The organism is Leyella stercorea (genome assembly GCF_021531655.1).
In genome coordinates this window covers 13,991-33,901 of the sequence record NZ_JADYUF010000023.1, presented here as the reverse complement: position 1 = coordinate 33,901, position 19,911 = coordinate 13,991, and the positions used below count along the sequence as shown (strand labels likewise).

Below are 19,911 nucleotides of genomic sequence, written 5' to 3'. Positions count from 1 at the left end.
GAAAATCAGAACCCTACAACAAAAAAAAATGCAACAAAACGGACAAAAATCTTGTTACTTTTACTTACATTGCTTATATTTGCCTTACTATTTCCCAAGTATAATATTAACCATAAAAGCATCAATTATACATTACATTTTTGATGCTATTAATGTTTAACAGATGAAAAAGATTATACTTATAATAATCTCATGTCTATTCGTCTTGGCTGCACACAGCCAAGACAAAATGTTTGTATCGGAGCGCATATTCATAGCATTGGCAGACCAATTTGTCCTTAAGAACGACACGGTGAAGATTATGGGACAGTTGTTGTCAACAGACTACAACGACTTTTATCCATATAGCAGATATGTATATGTAGAACTTATCGATAGGCACAAACAAGTTGTTGAGCGCAAGAAAATACGTTGCAATGACAACGGATCTTTCTTCACTTCCATCCTTTTACCTGACAAGAGTCCAAACGGCATATACTACGTACGTGGCTACTCACAATTCATGCGCAATCGCGAAAGCCAGCAGTTCCCCATGGTGCCACTTTATGTGGGTGTCATGCCACAAGAGCAAGAAACGAAGGAAAATATATATGCGGGGTTCTTTCCTGAAGGCGGTCATCTGGTAAAGGGGCATGTTCAGACTGTTGGCATATATATATGTAACGAACACAAAATGCCAACAGCAACCAAATTCGTCATCTTAAACAGTCGGCGCGATACAATATGCAGCGGAAAAACCGACGCCAACGGACTTGCGTCAATATCATTCATACCCGACGGCAATAGATACTTGTTGTCTACTGAAACCGACGACAAAGCAACACATAATTTTCTTCTACCAGAAACCGTGGAAATGCCAACATTAAGAGCTGCGGTCAACCACGAGAGACTGACTTGCTACGTTTTAGCAGATACTGACGACAAAGAACCAATTGACTCCTTGGAAATAGCTATATACCACTCCAGCTTCGGCATCAAAAAGTTACATCTGAGAAAAGGAGTCTGCATGGCTGACTTGTCGGGATGCACACCCGGACTTATTACATTGTGGCTATGCAATAAAGCAGGCAACATTCTCGCCCAACGTGTATTGCGGATCGGTGGCAGCAACATTTCAACAAGCACTAATGACACCATCGGGAAAAGTTCGGTATTTGTAAGATTTCTCCCCGAAAAAGCAGGCAAAATCAGCACAGCATTCGAAATGCTTAATTTCACCGACGAACTGTTGTCACCAGTACCTTTCCCAGAGACATATTCTGACAGCTCAAACATCCAAACTGACCAGAATATCAATACATGGTTATTGTCTGCCAGCAACAAGATGATTGGTGCAGATGCTTTGAGAGCAGACAGCATATCATACAAATATCCCATAGAGCAGGCGTTATGTATATCAGGAGTCGTGAGAAATGGCAAAAGACCTCTACAGAATGCCAATGTGCAAATATACAATGTGCAGAACAACGATGCCGTATCGGTAAGTACCGATGCAACCGGACATTTCAATGCTACAGTCAACGACTTCGTGAATGGCAGCAAGTTATACATACAAGCATACAACAGCAAAGGAAAAACCGGTACATTTACCTACCAACTTGACGAAGAAGACTATCCGCCAGTGACGGACATTTCCTACAACGTACCATTCGCCCAAGAACTCACCGACGAGAATCTGGCAAAGATTATAGAACCGATAGACACGGTGCGACGTCATAAAGTGTCAGAAGTAGTAGTAAACCGCAAACATCCGAAAGAAAAGCCATACGAATGGGTACGCACCAGAAATGTGTTCAACTACTACGACCGTGAATTCCTTGACAAGCACCCTAACATACAGACAGTAAAGGACGCTGTACTATATACGTCAAAAGTGATTGTCAGCAACCAAGACAGGTCGATAACGTGGAAAAGCAACAAACTGCAAGGGCTAATGCCGCAGCATCTAAGAGTAGAAAAGATGCTCAGCGATGACGACGATCCCATAGTATACAGCCAAATAGCTGTTGTAGTGAACGGTCTGAAAATAGAAAATGGAATAGACGGCATTCTGGAATGGCCCATAACCGACATCGAATCGATAGAGCTTGTCAGTCCTTTAGATCCACGCTCATTATGGCATTATGCCGGCTACGGATTCTTTGACATTAAAATGCGCACAACGGTAAGAACGACACCGGTAGTTTCCAACGGGGTCACCATCCAGCCTCTCGGAATAGCAACACCCACAGAGCCTTTCACATGGCAACCGCCAACAAAAGCCGGTACATACAGAATGATTGTGGACGTAGTGTCAGCCGACAGAAGCATACGGCATGTTGTCAAGACCATAAATGTAAAATAACAAGGCTATACATGCCGCTAAGCTCTGACAAGCACAGCTTTAACTTGGGGCATAATAAAAGGCAGACGAATCCTTGCGACTCGTCTGCCTTATTTTTTGCATAGGTATTCCAAATCTTATGCTTCAGCAGGCTGTTCGAACGGAGTAGCGGTGCGTGGCTGCTGCTGTTCGGGCAGGTTGATCTTGCCAAACTGCTGCTCATACTTCAGGATATTATCGTTGAGGGCCATCAGAAGACGCTTTGCGTGCTCGGGAGCCATCACTACGCGGCTACGAACCTGCGGCTGCTGCATACCTGGAAGCATGCATGTGAAGTCGAGGATGAAGTCTGAAGAAGAGTGAGTGATAAGCGCAAGGTTAGCGTATACTCCTACTCCGATTTCCGGCTTCAGCTCAATCTGAAGACCCTGGGGCTGCTGATTCTGGTTGTTTTCTTCCATTTTCTTATTTGTTTAGGTTTAAAAATACGTTGTTTAACTCAAAACAATACGCCCCGCGCAGCCATAACCTTGCATGGTTTGGCTTCGTGGGGCATAATGTTTGTAATGCAAAGATAGCATTTTGTATGCTAACCTGCAAATTTTTATACGATTTATTTCATTTTCAATTTCACAAAAACGGGATAGTGGTCTGACGGCAATCGGCGCTGTGCCGGGCGGAAGTCTATCTCCTGCGGAGCGTCGCTTGCCTTGTTTGCCTCATCTACTTTTGGCGCTGTCCAATAGCAGTCGGTGAGAATTGCGTAGTTGTCAACGAGGAAATTGGACGACACAAACACGTGGTCGATACGGCTGTCGGTGTAGGTATCGTTGTTGTAAGCATTGAAAGTGCCGTTCTCGGCATAGCGCAGACGGGCTGCGGTATAGCTGTCGCGGAGCAATCCCGAATTGGTGAAGATGGCATATATCTCGTTGTTTTGGTCTACATTGAAGTCGCCCGTGAGTACAACGGGGGCGCTGCCTGCTATCTCGCGTATCTTTCGCACAACGAGTTTGGCACTTTCTCTACGTGCCACTATGCCCACATGGTCCATGTGCAGATTGAAGTAGAAGAACATCAAGTGCGAACGTTTGTCCTCAAACTTTCCCCAAGTACAGATTCTGATGCACGCTGCATCCCAACCAAGATTCGGTCGTGTGGTATCTTCAGCCAACCAGAACTGTCCGTTGTCAAGCAGTCGGATATGGTCTTTCTTGTAGAATATGGCGGCATACTCACCCCCACGCTTGCCGTCATCACGACCTACACCTATATAGTCGTAGCCGTCGAGCGTAGCGAGCATGTCCTTCAACTGCGGATACAGAACCTCTTGTGCGCCGAAGACGTCGGGCTGTTCGAAGTTGATGATGCCGCAAACGCGCGGACAACGCTGTTGCCAGCTGTTTCCGTCTTTAGCATCCGACTTGTTCTGATAGCGTATATTGTACGAACCGACAAAAAGATTTTGGGCTTGAAGACCCACTGCTGCCATGACAAGCAGCAGCGACATAATGATTTGTTTCATTTTTTGTTTTTAGGTTTATTATAATTATGGTTGAAGTCTTGTTCAACTGCGCTTGCGCTGCGCGTCCCATATCTCCCAACTGTTGATAATGTTCTGCCACAGAATGTAACAACCAGGACCTACCGACGACAGTGGTGTGAGATAGGCACAGGCTATCCATATTGCAAAGGCGGTGTTTTTCTGTCCGAGTGCCTGACCGGCATTGACGGTCTGACCGAATCGCGAGCCTATTGCCCTACCGCAGCCAAACTGAAACAGGCACAGCACAAGCGAACAGAAGGCAATAAGCAGCAAGAACGTTATGGTAGTCTGAGCATGCAGTATATTCTTCATCGTGGTGCCCGACACTATCAGCAACGAGCATCCCCAAAGATAATAGGACAAGTCTTTCACTGATGTGATGCGCCTACAGAGTTGCTGTGCATGATGCTTCACCAAGTATGCCAAAACCATCGGCACCACCAACACCATGAATACCTTATATAATATAAGGGTGAAAGCATCGAGAAAATGTATGTCGGCAGCCTGGTCTATCATCGGGAAGCATACGGGAATGAGCATTGCGGTGATAAGATTGGAGACGAAGGTGTAGGTTGTCATCTCCTCAAGGTTGCCTCCGAGTTTCTGTGTAACCACTGCTGCTGCCGAAGCACACGGACAGATAATACATGTGAGAACGGCTTCGGCAAGCGTCAGACTGTCACCCGTAAGCTGGAACGCCACAATCACAGCTACCACTGCCGACACCGTCAATACCTGAAACACGCCAACCCACAAATGCCATACTACTGGCCGCAACTTATGGAAGTCGACCTTGCAGAACGTCACGAACAGCACCAGGAACATGAACGTCGGCAACATAGTATCGAACACCGGTTCGGCTGCCAGTGCGAATCCGTCGAGTGCAGGCACGAGTGCAAAAATTAGATAAACGGTTATGCCGGTACCAATAGCCACCGGCAAAGTCCAGTCTTTTATAAATCGGATTATCTGCATGTCGTCATTACTTTGCGTTAAGCAAAGGCAAAAGTACAAAATAAATGGCAAAATAAATGGCAATATAAAGGGGCAAATATCAATAAATATGGTTCATACGATATTAGCGGCAACAAATATACACCGGCTAACTGCTCAGGCTATGGCGAGGACGCTATAGCCTCCTAATAATATAAACAAAAAGATGGTTCTTCCCAATTATGGAGTGATACATCCATTAACTAAAAGCTAAATGCAGGAGGAGGGTGTGTTCAAAAGTCAATTATATGGGATGAAAGCCCAATAAGCACATAGCCCAAGGCAGCACCTTGGGTTTATGGATTGATAAAAGCAAAACGCCCTGCAAGGGCAAAAGCATTGATAATTAACGCTTTTGTCCTTACAGGGCGCATTGTTATTGGGGTTTCTTTTACTCAGGGCGGTGTCCTGGACTATGGACTTCTGCCCCTTCGGGGCGTGCTGATGTGACTTTTGACACGCCCTCGCTTCAATCAGTTTAAGCCTCAAGCTTCTTCTCCAGACGCTCGCGTATTGCAGCGATGAATCCGGCAGAAGTCTTTGTCTGTGGAGTAACGCCTTCCATAAGTCCGGCGAGGTCCTTAGTCACAATGCCTTCGTTGAGTGTATCGAAGCAAGCAGCCTCAAGCTGGTTGCCGAAGTTGACGAGTTCGGGCAGATTGTCCATCTCACCGCGCTTGCGCAATGCACCGCTCCATGCGAAGATAGTAGCCATCGGGTTGGTAGATGTCTCTTCACCCTTAAGGTACTTGTAGTAGTGACGTGTCACTGTGCCGTGAGCAGCCTCATACTCATACTTGCCGTCAGGCGAAACGAGTACAGAAGTCATCATTGCCAATGAGCCGAATGCTGTAGAAACCATGTCCGACATAACGTCGCCGTCGTAGTTCTTGCAAGCCCAGATAAATCCGCCCTTCGAACGGATAACGCGAGCTACAGCGTCGTCGATGAGAGTGTAGAAGAACTCCAATCCGCGCTTCTCAAACTCTTCCTTATACTCCTCGAATACCTCGTAGAAGATGATCTTGAACTGAGCGTCATACTTCTTAGAGATGGTATCCTTTGTAGAGAACCAGAGGCTCTGGTTGGTGTCAAGAGCGAACTTGAAGCATGAGTGAGCAAACGAGCGTATTGACTTGTCGGTGTTGTGCATAGCCTGAAGCACGCCAGCGCCCTTGAATGTGTGCACTACAACCTCCTCGTGCTTGCCGCTTTCGCCGTCGAATACGAGCTTGGCAACACCCGGCTCCTCAGCGCGAATCTCAACGCTCTTGTATACGTCGCCGTATGCATGACGTGCGATAGTGATAGGCTTCTCCCAGTTGCGTACTGCCGGATGAATGCTCGGGATAGTGATAGGAGTACGGAATACGGTACCGTCGAGAATAGAACGGATAGTGCCGTTCGGGCTCTTCCACATCTGGTGGAGCTTGTACTCGTCCATACGCTGATGGTTAGGCGTAATGGTGGCGCACTTAACAGCCACACCAAGACGCTTTGTAGCCTCAGCTGCATCCTTTGTAATCTGGTCGCCGGTCTCGTCACGCTTTACCAGACCGAGGTCGTAATATTCTGATTTGAGGTCAACGAACGGAAGGATAAGCTCATCCTTGATCATCTTCCACAATATACGGGTCATTTCATCGCCATCCATCTCCACAACCGGAGTGGTCATCTGAATTTTCTTTTCCATAGCAGTATGATTTTTGAGTTTTGAATTTTGAGTTTTGAATTGTTGCCAGAGGCAATTAGGAGTTTTGAGTTTTGAATTTTGAGTTTTGAGTTTTGAATTGTTGTCTGCCAATTCCAAATTGAATAATTCAAAATCGGCGTAGCCGACAATTCAAAACTCAACATTCAAAATTCCTAATTGCTTCATCGCTTCGATGAAGCATAGTAATTCATCAAGCATCCGTCTACCAGGATCTGGCGCTCGTTGGCGGTCAGATTCTGGAAGTAGAGGTGGATAGGCTTAACGCCTTCCTTGGTGATTACCTGAGCGTCAATCTCCTCCTTGCCTGCGAGCATAGCCTCGCGAATGCCAGGGATGAACACCTTATCGCCCGGTTCATAGTTGAATTCAACATCCTTAGCGATGGTGAACGGTACGATACCCCAGTTGATACAGTTAGAGCGATAACGCTTTGTAGCATACTCGTAGCAGATGTTGGCATCGCCACCGAGCACCTTCTGACAGCTGGCAGCCTGCTCGCGTGCCGAACCGTCGCCCGGACGATTAGCGAATACGCATGAGCCGAACGATGTGTTCTCAGCAGTAGCGCCTACAGCCTTCAATGCCTCAGCCACATTCTCGCTTACATTACCCTCACGGCGTGCGAGGTCCTGCTTCTGTATCTCCTTGCTCAAGCCTACATATTCAGGTACACGGCGTGAGAGAGCAAACTCAGAGAGCTTCAACGGATTAGAGCGGTAAGAACTTGTCTCGCCTGAAGGGATAAGCTCATCGGTCGTTGTGACGGGGTCGTGGATAACGGCAGCAAGCTCAACGAGCATGTTCTCCTGCATCGGATACATCTTAGGCCAGTCCTTGATGTTCGGACCATAGCGCAGTTCGGTCTCAGGACGAGCCTTGCCGAATCCGTTGTATACGCGGCACTTGTATATCTTGTCGTCGTAAACGTATGGCTTGTGTGTATTCTCGTACTCAACGTCGGTAGCAGCTGTGATAACGCCACCGTTGGCAGCAGTAGCTGCGATAGAGCGTGCGTCCATAAGGGCTACGAGTGAGAGCTGGCCCTGACCTGGCTTCGATCCCTCACGGTTGGGGAAGTTGCGGGTTGTATGGCGTATACTCAATCCGTTATTTGAAGGCACGTCACCTGCGCCGAAGCACGGACCGCAGAATGCGGGCTTCATCACAACGCCTGCCTCAATCAAGTCGGCTGTGATGCCCTCGCGTGTCACTGCCATCGAAACCGGAGTCGACTGCGGATAAGCCGAAGCTGTGAAGTAGTCGTTGCCGATGTTCTTGCCCTTGAGGATGGCAGCAGCCTCAGCGAGGTTGTCGTATGTACCGCCCGAGCAACCGGCGATGATACCCTGGTCGGCCTGCACCTTTCCGTCAACCACCTTGTCAACAAGATGTACGTCCACCTTATCGCCGAAACGCTTCTTTGCGTCTTCCTCTATGCGTGTAAGTATACCTACCGGGTCGGCCTGAAGCTCGTGGATTGTAACAGCGTTCGACGGATGGAACGGCAGTGCAATCATCGACTCCTGTGTAGAGAGGTCGATGCGTATCATCATGTCGTAGTAAGCCACGTCGCCCGGCTTCAGTTCGCGATAGTCCTGCGGACGCTCGTGTATTTCGTAATGGTGCTTCACCTCGTCGTCGGTAATCCAAATTGAGCTCAAGCAAGTGGTCTCGGTGGTCATGATATCGATGCCGTTACGGAAGTCGATAGGAAGATTCTTCACGCCAGGACCGGCAAACTCAAGCACCTTGTTCTTAACAACGCCGCTCTCGAAAGTAGCCTTAACGAGCGAGATGGCAACGTCGTGCGGACCAATACCCTTCTTAGGTGCGCCCTCAAGCCATACCAATACCACCTCAGGAGCGTTGATGTCCCATGTGTTCTTGAGAAGCTGCTTGACAAGCTCGCCGCCTCCTTCGCCTACACCCATATTGCCCAACGAGCCGTAGCGTGTGTGTGAGTCGGAGCCGAGTATCATGTTGCCACACTTCACCATCATCTCGCGTGCATACTGATGAATGACAGCCTGGTTGGCAGGAACGTAGATACCGCCATACTTCTTGGCAGCCGAGAGGCCGAATACGTGGTCGTCCTCATTGATAGTTCCGCCCACAGCGCAGAGTGAGTTGTGGCAGTTGGTCATTGCATAAGGCAGCGGGAACTCCTCGAGTCCGCTGGCGCGTGCTGTCTGAATGATACCTACGTATGTTATGTCGTGCGACATCATAGCATCGAAGCGAATGCGCATCTTGTTGCCCTTACCGCCGTCGACATCATGCGAGCGCAAAATGCCGTATGTGATAGTATTCTCGCGGGCCTCATCGGGGGTCATGCCCTGATAGTTGTCGCGGATTTCATTTCCGTTGAGGAGATAGACTCCATGATTGATAAGTTCCACCATAATGTCAATGTTTTTAGATTTTCAAAATATAAAGTTAGTAATTATTTATCATTTAACGTTGTTTGCGTTAACAAAATCACCTAAAATGCATTAAAAATACACTTTTTCGGTATATTTGCTGCAAATTATTCAGTCTTTTCGCGTTATTCCGAACAAAAAGACAACGAGCGCAAGCATGTCGGCACTGCCTCCAGGCGAGATGTTACGACTAACGAAATCGCGGTTCAAGTCGTCAATTCCTGCTTCGGAGAAGTCCTCAAGCAGGTGTCTTGCCAGGGTCTTCACGTTGAGCATCGTGTCGTAGTCGGTGCGATATACGATGTTGGTATCGTCGAGGTCGCACATGATACGCAGCAGGGTCTTGTGCTTCACGTACGAGTCGTCGCCCTTGATGCGTGTCTCGTAGAACGGAAGCCATTCGCCGAAGAGCTGGCTGTAGCCTTCGCGGGCATTGTCGAGCGCACTCTTCAGACTGCCTCCAGCCTGGGCTGCTTGTTTGGCTTGGCTGCCGTGTGTGCCTCTGGTGTCGGGGAAACCATTGGCAAGTTGTATTATTATGGCAGAAAGCAGGTCGCCAGGCACGTACTCTTTGCCGTGAGTTGTTGTTGCCACTTTGCCTCTACCTATTATATATGTGGCTGCGGTGAGTGCCAGTCCCATCGAGAAGAGAGCTCCCTTGTAGGTATTTACGCCTCCGGTAGACTTGAACATGGCTTTCTCTGCCTCTAAGCCTATGCTTACTATGTCATCGTGGGCGGGCAATTTGGGGCTGTCATAGCCCAGTGTGGCGAGCCTGACGAAGTATGGATGCATTGCACGTATGCTGCGCATCATCAATGCATGGTCCATGTCGCGGTGTGCTCCGCTGTCGTGGGTGTCGACGAGTCCCGGCTTCGGGGTGGTGTTCAGCTCTGCCTTCAGTGCCCGTGTTGCCAAGTGGGCTGCTATATAAGGTACGGTGGTTGGCGGAACGAGCCGTGCAGCCAGTGCGAGATGATTCTCTACTATTGCCTTGCGCACTCTCGATGCGCTCACCGCTACCCCACTCTGCTGCAGTCGTGCCACCTCGCGCACGTCGGGCAGCATACTCTTCATCAGTTCGTTGTAGCGTCGGGTCAGCGGGTCGTCGGGTTCGGTTCCCACGAAACGCACCGTTGCGTCCAGTGCCGGAGCTATATGTCGTCTGTATAGGTCAATGTCGAGTGTCATCTGAGTGTCTGACGCATCCGAAAGACTCTTCAGGAAGTACGTAGGGAACGTGGTTGCGCTGATGGAGTATTCGCTGCCGTCGCACACCACTACATTATTAATATGCGCCACGCCCCGAACTATCATCGCCTTGCGTTCGTCATAGCCGAACATCGAGCAGTCTTCTCTCACCACCAGTATGTACAGCGTCTGCACTTGTTGCGCCGCCTGCTCTATCAGATAGCGGTGGCCGAGCGTGAACGGGTTGCAGTTCATTATGATTATGCCGCTTTGCGGCATAATCGGTTGTGGGGTTGAGGGGTTGAGGTGGTGAAGTTTGCTATTGGATTCTTCACTTTTCACTTTTCCCTTTTCACTTTCCAACTCTTCACTATACCTCTTTATTCCTCCAATGCCCGTCTCCATCAGTATAGCCTTTGGTGCTTCGGCGAGGAGTCGGAACGACATGCTCTCGAACATCTTTTGGTTTTGCGGTTTGGTGAAGAGTTTCACGCATTGATGTCCGTCGGCGTTGGCATGTGCAATGAGGTGCGACACAATCTGGTTGGCTACAGTCTCGCCCTTGTGTCCGTCAGCCACAGCCACGCATTTTATTACGCCTCCTTTCAGTCCACCACCGGCTACTATTTCGTCGGTCGTCTCGTCGACAAGGGCGGCGTAGTAGTCTACATCGTCAAGACGCAAGCCATTGTCGTCAAGAAACTGTTCTATGCGTCGACGTTGGCGCGGTATGGATGGATTTAGCTGTATCAGTTCCAATGTGAGTACGGATTGTTAATGTTAATGACTTTTGTTAGTTGTTTGATTGCGTAAAGATTTAAGTTGATTGCTTCAGGGCATAGTCGTCAGTCATCTGCCTTATCCTTGCCCATATCTCTTCTTGTGTGTGCCACCGCATTCGCATGCAGTATCTGGCTTCATGGTCGCATACGAGACAGCGTCGGGGTTGCCCTCCCACTCTGTCGCGCGACACCGGGATGCCTTGTGCGTCAATCACGTCGATGTCGAACAGTCGGCCCAACGGATGTGTGTCCTCAATCTCTACTGCCACTCGCTTTGCTTCAAGCAGTGGCATAGGGGTAATCAGATAGGCTTCATAGCCAGTATTAAGGTCGCGCTCGATAAGGCATCCCTCATCATTAGTTTTCAGTTCATTGGTTAGTAATTCAGTTTCAGGTATCAGTTCATCACTTCCCATTAATTCGTCTGTGTTCTTCACTCTTCGTTCTTCACTCTTCACTCCGAACGCCTTCTGCATAGCCTCAACGGCAGCATGCGCTACAGTGAGCGACTGAAGGTTACGCTTCACGCTTCCTGGCATAACCACCGTCAGACACACCAGTGTCTTTCCCGAGTGTTCAGCCATCAGCTTCTGCTGCATAGCATGGCGTGCATCGCGGCTCGCCAGAAGTTCGTCAAGCGTAATAGGCATATTTTTCATTTCATTAGTTATTTACTGAGTTGTTGCGTGTCAATGGCATTGAGCCATCTGCACGATTAGGTATCTCTCACAATGCTATTGTGAGGGCGATCTTGAAGCGAAATGAAAAGGGAATGAGGGCATCCACCGCAAGGGCTAATAACACTATCCACGTAAATACGAGAACACTCCCTTCCACAAATTGCTGAAAAGAACCGCCTTCGATACTTACGCTCACGCGAGTGGTATGTATAGATTTAATTTTATGGCGTAAAGTTACATCATTTGCTCGAAACAAACAAATTTTTACGCCAAAAAATTCGTACAATCCGTCATTATAGACTACTTTGCTTGACAAATGTAAAATCATAGGAGGCTATAGCGTCCCAACAGTCAAAAAAAGGACTCCTTTTGGGTTGCAAAAGGGCTCCTTTTGAAGTGCAAAAGGACTCCTTTTAGAGGGCAAAAGGACTCGTTTTGGAAGGCAAAAGGGCTCCTTTTGCAAAGGGGGTAAGCCACATCAAAAAACCGCTCAAAACCCGAGCATCACGCACTGAAGATTTCCTTGTGCGTCAAACTCGTGGTTTTGAGCGGTTAAGAAATGCAATAATGTCGTGGAGCGGTGCTCCAGTTGGGTTGGTGTTATAATGAGATGGTGTTATGGCTAACCATTACTTCACCTCTTTATATCTTATGTCAACAATTCGGGCAAAGCCCTTATATTCCCATACACGGTCGGCGTCGCCTACCTTATCCTTCTTAAGCGAAAGATTCAGTCCGCCGTCTCCTACATTATAGAATCGGAGAATACCACCGTTGACACCAGTGTCGGATGTGTCGTACGAGCCTATGATGAGGTCGTTCTGACGGTCTAGATATATCTGGCGTGTTTCCTCATCCTTCTTGCCCAAGAAGCTTTGGCGTATGCCGGCACCAGTACCCCACGGTTCATCATAGCGGTTGAACTTGAGCATCGTTACCTCCTCATTCGTGCCAAGGTCGATTTCGGCAGAAGCCTTCGTAGACAGATTGTACGCATACACCTTATTCTTATATGCATAATAAATCACGGCATACTGCGAACTTGCCGCAAAACATGTGGCTTTGTCGAAATCGGGAGCCTGAATGTCCATAAAGGCATCGAGCTGCTTGAATTCGTCGGTCAGCAGACTGACTGCATACACATGGCGCTTGTTGCCGTCCTGCATGATGCTGTACACTGTTCCCGACGACTGGGCGGTGTTGAGCATACATACGAGATCCATACCTGTCTGGAAGCTGAACTTCTTTCCTTCGGCAGGATCAGCCAGCGGAGCGCATTTCTGGGTGATGCCGGCAGGGTCGTCGTTGGCTGCGCCCTTACTGTTCCATCCGATAAAGCGCTTGTTGTCTACATCATACAGCAATGCACATGCGTATCCGCTATTCAGACCATCGAATCGCAATTCGGTAGCACCAACATATGGAGCCACCTTATATTCAGGCGTACCACCTCGTGTTGAGGTGTTAATGGGATACTCAAATGCTGCAGACATGTTGGTCGACTTGTAGTTGTAGGCATAAGCATTGCCCTCTGACGACACACATATAGCCGCATTAGGACGGCCCATTGCCTGATAAGCCAAAGTTACATGATTGACTATGTGGTCGTTGCTCTTGGTTATGAACTGATTTGCTTTGAATTCATCAGCAAGAGTCAGCTTGCCAAGCTCGCCATAGGCATAAGCATCGGCTGTGGGCACTACATACGAGTCGGTGCTGGAGAACATGAATATGTTGCTGAATCCACCGTATGTACGTACATATCCTATCTTGGTGGCGTGATGCATAGCAGGAACGTCTTCAGCCATCGGCAATACGTTGTATGCTGGCATGATACGGTCGAGCGAAATCTGCGACAGCATGTCCATGCGCACCTTCTCGTCCTGTCCCTCATTGCAAAGCACAAGCCATCCTTCAGAAGTGATGGTAGTGGCGCGAACGTCAAAGGGGCAGATTGTCTGCACGCCTGTGCGATTGTCGGTAACGGCAAAATAGCAATTGTTGGTTCCGGCGTTCATCTCTGCCAGCACATAAAGGTCTTTCTGGTCGCCCAGTTTCACCCACTTGCCGTCCGAGTCCTTACGCATATAGGCAAACGAATAGTTGGCATCGTCAGCCTTGACATCACCGTCGATAGACGATGTTACTACCGGCTTCAGGTCGACATACTCGGCATTGGCGAGTACGGATGTCAGAGCCGGAATGTTCTCTATAGTTATTATGTTCGCATCGCTGTATGTGTAGTTGCCCTTGTCGTCCGAGCAGGAAGCCAAAGACATTGCTGCACACAATCCGACGACGGGCATAAGCTTGAATATTGTCTTTTTCATCATCATTCGTTTTTAGTTCTGATTTTCAGTAGCATTGTCATAGTTCACCTGATAGTTGGCGCCAAGCTGCATATAGCTGCCGTCGTCCTCAAGCATAGGCTGTCCCTCGTCGGCACGCTTCTGCAGTTCCTTCTGCAATTCGCGAGCGTAGAACGGCATACGTCCTTTACTGATTCTGCCCGTAGACCACTCCCAGTCGTCGGTAGAGAAACCGAAGAAGTCGTTGATGAACACATACTTGGTGGCTGTCCACTGTCCGAAGTAAGTACCGGCATTGACCTCACCCCAACGGCGTGGCTGCTGATAGATCTCACTCATATAGAAAGCAAAGCGCGAACCGTCCATCTCCTTGGCAGTGGTGTTCGACCACACATTGGTAGAGCGATACTTCTCAAGCACCTGGAAGTACTTGTTGGGCAGGAGTTTCAGACAAAGCACCTGCTTCTTCTCCTTGATGTTCTGACTGCGCAGGAAACGTACGCCAAACGTTGCCTTACTCTGTCCTGCCTTTATCTTCAATGTGTCGAGATCAATCTCATAGTCTACACCTTCCACCATTGTCGTGCTGTCGGCATCGATGGTAATCTTGCACTCGCGGTCGTAGTCGACCACCTGTCCCATCATCTGTATTGTGGCCTTGAAGGTAAGACCTGCGACATTCTGGTTGACACCTACAAACGAGTAGTCAGTAGAGTTTGAATAGCCCACCGCACCGTTTGCCGAAGAGTACGACTGCACCTGGAAGTATATCTTAGCATCGTCCAGCTCGTACAGATCGATGGTCTCATGCTTGCATGACACAAACATGCTGGCAAGAGCCAATATTGATAATAGCCATTTGTATTTCATTTCCATTCTGTTTTTAAGAGTTCAACACTTTATAATTTAGCGGTTGTCCAGCTCGCTCTGAGGCAACGGTGCCACAAAGCGCTTCTCCTTTTCGGCATCTGTAGCCTTGTCTTCATAGCTGTATGTAGGAGGTATGAACGGAGGGAATCCTGCACTTACCAATACCTTTATCTCCTTGCGACCGTTATAGTCGTTGTCAAATCCCATATTACGACGCTTGAAGTAGAAGAATTTCTGTCCTTCGCCTACAAATTCGCGGATGTAGTCGAGCGTAAGGTAGTTCCAGAAGGTTTTCTCGGCTGTAGTGGTAGGATACGAACCAAGTCCACGGTTCTCGCGTACTGTGTTGAGATAGTTCCATGCTTCCGCCAGGTTGCCGTTACGCATCATACATTCAGCGGCTATGTAGTAAGCCTCGCTAAGCTTTATCAGCGAGCAGTATGTTCCGTAGAACTTCTGTACCTGCAGCACGCCGGTCTCGTCTTCTTTGTTGTTCTCGGCATTGTTCTTACCAGCATCGTTGATGTCCTTGAACTTTGTGAGCTTCCTAGAAGACTGACCTTCGAGTGTTTCGCCCAACTCCCACTGCGACTTGTAGCGGATGTCTTCAGCATCGGAGCTGCCAAAGAGCTGGCCATCTACATATCCCGAACGTGGGATGAGCAGACCGGTACCGGTATTGCTACCGCCAAATGTGCCGTCGTAGATCAAGCCACGGTTCTTGTTGTAATAACCAAACAACGATTCGGTAGAGAACATACGGTCAGGGTCGTTGTAGTTGCCGAGCAACTTTGCCTTGTCAACTGCGGGGAAGAAGCCTTTCACCTTAGCGTCTTCAGTGAGTTTCTGAGCCTCAACAAGTGCGTTGTCTACGTCGTCGCCCCACAGATAGGCGCGTGCTGTAAGCAGAACAGTGGCATAGTAGTTAAGGCGCAGCTGACGATAGCGCATTGAATTGTCAAGGTTCACTTCGTCGTATTCGGCACGCGGACCCTCTGTAATGACGGGATCGGACTCGGCAAGCAGGTTCTCGGCTTCCTTAAGGTCGCGCAAAATGTAGTCGTTGAGAGCGGTCTTGGCATTGTGCATGGTGAGTATCTGAGGCTCGGTGGTGTCGTTGTACGGTATGCCACGACCCTCAGGGTTCTTGCTGTATATCGGACCGAACCAACGCAGCATGTCGAAATGTATCATGGCACGTGCTGCGAGCATCTCTCCCTTGAGCATCTTGTATTCGCGCTGCGGAAGCACCTTCTTGCCAGTGGCATCCTTCTCGATATTGTTCAACACTACATTGATGTTCATGATGGTGGAATATGCCTCATTCCATGTGCTGCTCAACACTGCCGATACGCCCTCTTCGGTATAGTCCCAATTGGTTAGGGCACGCAGATACTTATAATAACTGCCTTGGTTGCTCTGCTCTACTATATAGTATTGTCCCAGCAAATCAAGGTCACCGTAAGAAAGAGTCTTGCCGTAGAGATTAGAACCCGACATGCGATTGTAGACACCGTTCACTGCTGAGTAGAATCCGTCCTTGGTAGAGAACTGCTGTTCCTCGCTCTGCTTGTCGTTGGGCTGGGTGTCAAGCCAGTCGGTACATCCGCTTAGCATTGCGCAAAGCGCTACCGACAGTGTTATTATATATTTATTGAGTTTCATAGTTGTGCGGTTTTTAGAGAGTTAGTGATAGTGCGAACGAAACGCTGCGTGCGTATGGATATGACGTACCACGCTCCTGCTTGATGGTAGTAAGTCGGAAAATGTCGTTCATGTAGGCGTTCAAGCGTATTGAACCCATTCCGCAACGGCGGGCAAGTTCGGGTGAGAACTCGTATCCGATACGCAACGACTCCAACGACCATGAGTTGTCGCGCTGTACGAAGCGTGACGACATAGGTGTTGACACCGAGTTGGCAATGTCCTTGAACTGTGCGTGATCGCCAGGCTTCTGCCAGCGGTCGTAGAGTGCACGCTTGTCCTGATTGTATATAAGCGAGCTGGTGCTGATATTCTCTACCTTATTAAACAGTACTGAGTTGAACGAGTATCCACCAATACGATAGCGGAAGTCAGCGCTTACCGACAGTCCCTTCCATGAGAACGATGTGCCGAGCACACCCTCAACGGTAGGACGGCTATTGCCTACTATCACCTCATCATCATAAGAGAAGTCATAGGTCAGTTCACCGTTCTTCTTGATGAATATCTCGCGTCCCGTTGCAGGGTCGATGCCTGCCGAGCGTACTACCCAAATATCGTCGGTGCTGGCTCCATCATAATAGCGCTTGGTAGAGCGGTTTTCGCCCTCTCGCTCTTTTGAGTTGAACGACTCAAGCTTGTTGCCTATGCCCGACAGCTTTGTAGTACCGGTGCGCAGCGTACCACGAACGTTCCACCACAGACGGTTCTTTATCTGGCGTATGAGATAATATGTGGCTTGGCCGGTGAATCCCTGCGAGGTCTGTTTGCCGAAGTTCTTGTATATCTGATTGTTTGTTGCACCCGACGAAGCCGGCATATCAATGGTGATAAGCAGAGGGTCGGTGGTCTTGTAATAGTAGTCGCCCACAAGCTTCAAGCGGTCGTTGAGAAGCGTAATATCGAAACCTATGTTGCGGTCGATGGTAGTCTGCCACTCCAGATTAGGATTGCCAAGCTGTGCCATCGAGGTGGTCATTCCGAAATAGTTGAACGAATTGAAGTTGTAGCGGAATGTGGTTATTGTGGCTGACGACGAGAAGTTCTGGTTGCCAGGGTTACCTACTGAAGCACGCAACTTCAAGTATGTGATGCCAAGACTTTTCAGGTTGTCCTTGATAAACTTCTCGTTGTGCAGGTTCCATGCCAGTCCGACTGCCCAAGTTCCAATATAATGCTTGTTGCGTCCGAATACTGACGATCCGTTGACACGGTAGCTGAAGTCTATAAGATAGCGATTGTCGTAAGAGTAGTTGCCTATGGCATAACCGCTCACGGCACGGCTTATCGACTCGCTGTAGCCTGGCTTACCTCCTTCGGGATAACCGTTGGAGAACGACGGAAGGTCGTAGTCGCCCACGGGGAAGCCTACTGCCGAATAACCATTATAAGTACTGTTGGTCTGCGACAGATATCCACCTACTGCAAAGTTGAACATATGCACATCGGCAAACACCTTGGCATATGTGGCTGTGAGCTCGCCCTCATACTTGTTGGTCTTGGTCTGTCCCCAATTGTACGATCCGCGCTTGGTGTATTCGGTTTCGTAATAAGACGTAGAGCGTGGCGAATAGAATGTCTTACTGTCGCTGCTGGTATGCGTAAAACCAAAGCGGCCACGTATCTTCATCTCCTTTACAGGTGTGTACTCGGCTACAAACTTGTCAGAAATAGAGTATCCTCCACTCTTGCTGTAGCTGTTGAGCGAAGCATCGTAGAGAGGATTGGAAGCCTTTATGTCATCATTGTATTCGAGCCAACGCTCCACCTCACCATTCTCGTTGCGTTTGGTATAGTAAGGATTGGCCTTGGCATACTCGGAGAAGCTTACCATCGGGTCTTGGCTATCAATATTGCTGATAGAGAACTTGTTGCTAAACTGGAGCTTATTGAGACGGTAAGTAAGGTCGATGTTTCCGCTTATGTTGTCACGCTTGGATTCTTTCATAATACCGGTAACACCGTTATAGGTTAGGCCCAAGCCGAACATGAACGCACCTTCACCTCCGTCTGCATATATAGAATGGCGATGATTGAGGCCCGTACGCAGCGGTTCGGACAGCCAATAGGTGTCAACGCCACGAGCTATGTCGGCCAACTTATCGTTGTACGACTGCATAAGACGTAGCTCTTGTTCGGTATTGCTGAAGTTGCTATAACGTCCTACCAATTTCTCGAATTCGAGTTTCTCGGCAGCGTTCATAAGGTTATAGCTGGTAAGGTCGGCCCACTGTACATTGGCTGAGCCATTATAAGAAAGGTGGAGGTGGCCCGACTTAGGCTTGATTGTCTCTACTACCACAACGCCGTTAGACGCTTTGGAACCGTAAATGGCAGTAGAAGCAGCATCCTTCAAAATTGTGATTGATGCAATACGGTTCATGTCAAGGTCGTAAATCGCCTGAAGTGACGACTCAAAACCATCGAGAATAAAAAGTGGTTGGTTGGGGTCTTCTGCCAACTCATCACGTGTACTGATAAGACTGGATTTTCCACGGATTTCAATGTTAGGCATACGGTTAGGGTCGGAACCGAATTCGCTGTCAAGCACATTGAATGAAGGGTCAAGGGTTTTCAAACTGGCAATGGCATTCTGCGTACCTACGTTCTTAAGCTGATCGCCCGAGAATGTGGCAGCCGAACCGGTAAAGCTGTTCTTCATCTTATTGACAACACCGGTTACAACAACGTCACCGAGTTCGTTGACATCATCTACCATCACTACCTTAGCACTTGCTTGACCGTTATAGGTGACACGCTGAGGTTTAAGACCTACCGAAACGAAGCTTAACACGCTTCCTATCTTGATAGGTTTGGTGATAGTGAAATTTCCGTTTACATCGGTCACAGCGAGCAGTGTCTTACCATTGGTATAAACACTTACTCCCGGAAGACCCACACTGGTGTTGTCCACTACTTGTCCACGTAAAAAGACCTTTCCTTGCTGGCCTTTAACGGAAGACGGTTTCGTCTGATGACCACCTTGCGAATAGGCAGCAACAGGAATCGACAAGGACAAAGCTGATGCTAATAGCACTGACAGTCCTCTTGATGTGAAATTCACGTCCATACTGTATAGTTATTTATGGTTAGTTATAAATGTTGTTTAGGATATATTGTGTATATATAAACAGCGATTTGCTGAAGTATCGTTCCACAGCGATAAAGTTAATAATTTTATCGAAATGATATTAATTTTTAGCACTATTTTTTTGAAAAAGTGCCGCTAAAAATGAAATTATTAGCGGCAAAAAAGGAATATGGGCTGCTAAAAACGAGCAAAAGAATGTATCGATATTGTCTCTCAGTACCGATTTTAATACCTCATAACTGATACTGGAGTTTCAATTGAATGGTACTGGAGTTTCAATTGAATGGT

General features: G+C 48.3%; 12 protein-coding genes. 1 reads left to right on the top strand and 11 read right to left on the bottom strand.

Annotation, left to right across the window (positions count from 1 at the left end; translation table 11 throughout):
• The first annotated feature begins 163 nt into the window (after nt 1-163).
• On the top strand, nt 164-2,344 hold the full coding sequence (locus tag I6E49_RS08055) for a carboxypeptidase-like regulatory domain-containing protein (RefSeq protein ID WP_235401701.1): 2,181 nt from the start codon (nt 164-166) through the stop codon (nt 2,342-2,344).
• A gap of 116 nt (nt 2,345-2,460) precedes the next feature.
• On the opposite strand, the gene I6E49_RS08050 is transcribed toward I6E49_RS08055, so the two are convergent.
• From I6E49_RS08050 to I6E49_RS08000, 11 genes are all read right to left on the bottom strand, one after another.
• Nucleotides 2,461-2,784, bottom strand: coding sequence for a DUF3467 domain-containing protein (locus tag I6E49_RS08050; RefSeq protein WP_235401700.1), 324 nt, complete (start codon nt 2,782-2,784; stop codon nt 2,461-2,463).
• Nucleotides 2,785-2,936: 152 nt separating this feature from the next.
• Nucleotides 2,937-3,848: an endonuclease/exonuclease/phosphatase family protein gene (locus I6E49_RS08045; protein WP_235401699.1), complete on the bottom strand. Its 912-nt coding sequence runs from the start codon at nt 3,846-3,848 to the stop codon at nt 2,937-2,939.
• Nucleotides 3,849-3,890: 42 nt separating this feature from the next.
• Nucleotides 3,891-4,844, bottom strand: coding sequence for a transporter (locus I6E49_RS08040; RefSeq protein WP_235401698.1), 954 nt, complete (start codon nt 4,842-4,844; stop codon nt 3,891-3,893).
• Nucleotides 4,845-5,340: 496 nt separating this feature from the next.
• Nucleotides 5,341-6,555, bottom strand: a complete 1,215-nt coding sequence (locus I6E49_RS08035; RefSeq protein ID WP_235401696.1) for an NADP-dependent isocitrate dehydrogenase — start codon at nt 6,553-6,555, stop codon at nt 5,341-5,343.
• A gap of 182 nt (nt 6,556-6,737) precedes the next feature.
• Nucleotides 6,738-8,978: a hydratase gene (locus tag I6E49_RS08030; protein WP_235401695.1), complete on the bottom strand. Its 2,241-nt coding sequence runs from the start codon at nt 8,976-8,978 to the stop codon at nt 6,738-6,740.
• 129 nt (nt 8,979-9,107) lie between these two features.
• Nucleotides 9,108-10,946 (bottom strand): [citrate (pro-3S)-lyase] ligase, encoded by a 1,839-nt coding sequence (gene citC, locus I6E49_RS08025; protein ID WP_235401694.1) that lies wholly within the window; start codon nt 10,944-10,946, stop codon nt 9,108-9,110.
• A gap of 58 nt (nt 10,947-11,004) precedes the next feature.
• Entirely contained in the window at nt 11,005-11,619 is a 615-nt protein-coding gene (locus I6E49_RS08020; protein WP_235401692.1) for a citrate lyase holo-[acyl-carrier protein] synthase, read from the bottom strand.
• Between the two features lie 659 nt (nt 11,620-12,278).
• Entirely contained in the window at nt 12,279-13,979 is a 1,701-nt protein-coding gene (locus I6E49_RS08015) for a PKD-like family lipoprotein (protein WP_235401690.1), read from the bottom strand.
• A gap of 12 nt (nt 13,980-13,991) precedes the next feature.
• Nucleotides 13,992-14,828 carry a DUF4843 domain-containing protein gene (locus I6E49_RS08010; protein ID WP_235401687.1) on the bottom strand — a complete coding sequence of 279 codons (837 nt, stop codon included), beginning with the start codon at nt 14,826-14,828 and terminating at the stop codon, nt 13,992-13,994.
• A gap of 36 nt (nt 14,829-14,864) precedes the next feature.
• Nucleotides 14,865-16,493 (bottom strand): RagB/SusD family nutrient uptake outer membrane protein, encoded by a 1,629-nt coding sequence (locus tag I6E49_RS08005; RefSeq protein WP_235401684.1) that lies wholly within the window; start codon nt 16,491-16,493, stop codon nt 14,865-14,867.
• Nucleotides 16,494-16,506: 13 nt separating this feature from the next.
• On the bottom strand, nt 16,507-19,602 hold the full coding sequence (locus tag I6E49_RS08000; protein ID WP_235401682.1) for a SusC/RagA family TonB-linked outer membrane protein: 3,096 nt from the start codon (nt 19,600-19,602) through the stop codon (nt 16,507-16,509).
• Nucleotides 19,603-19,911 lie beyond the last annotated feature (309 nt).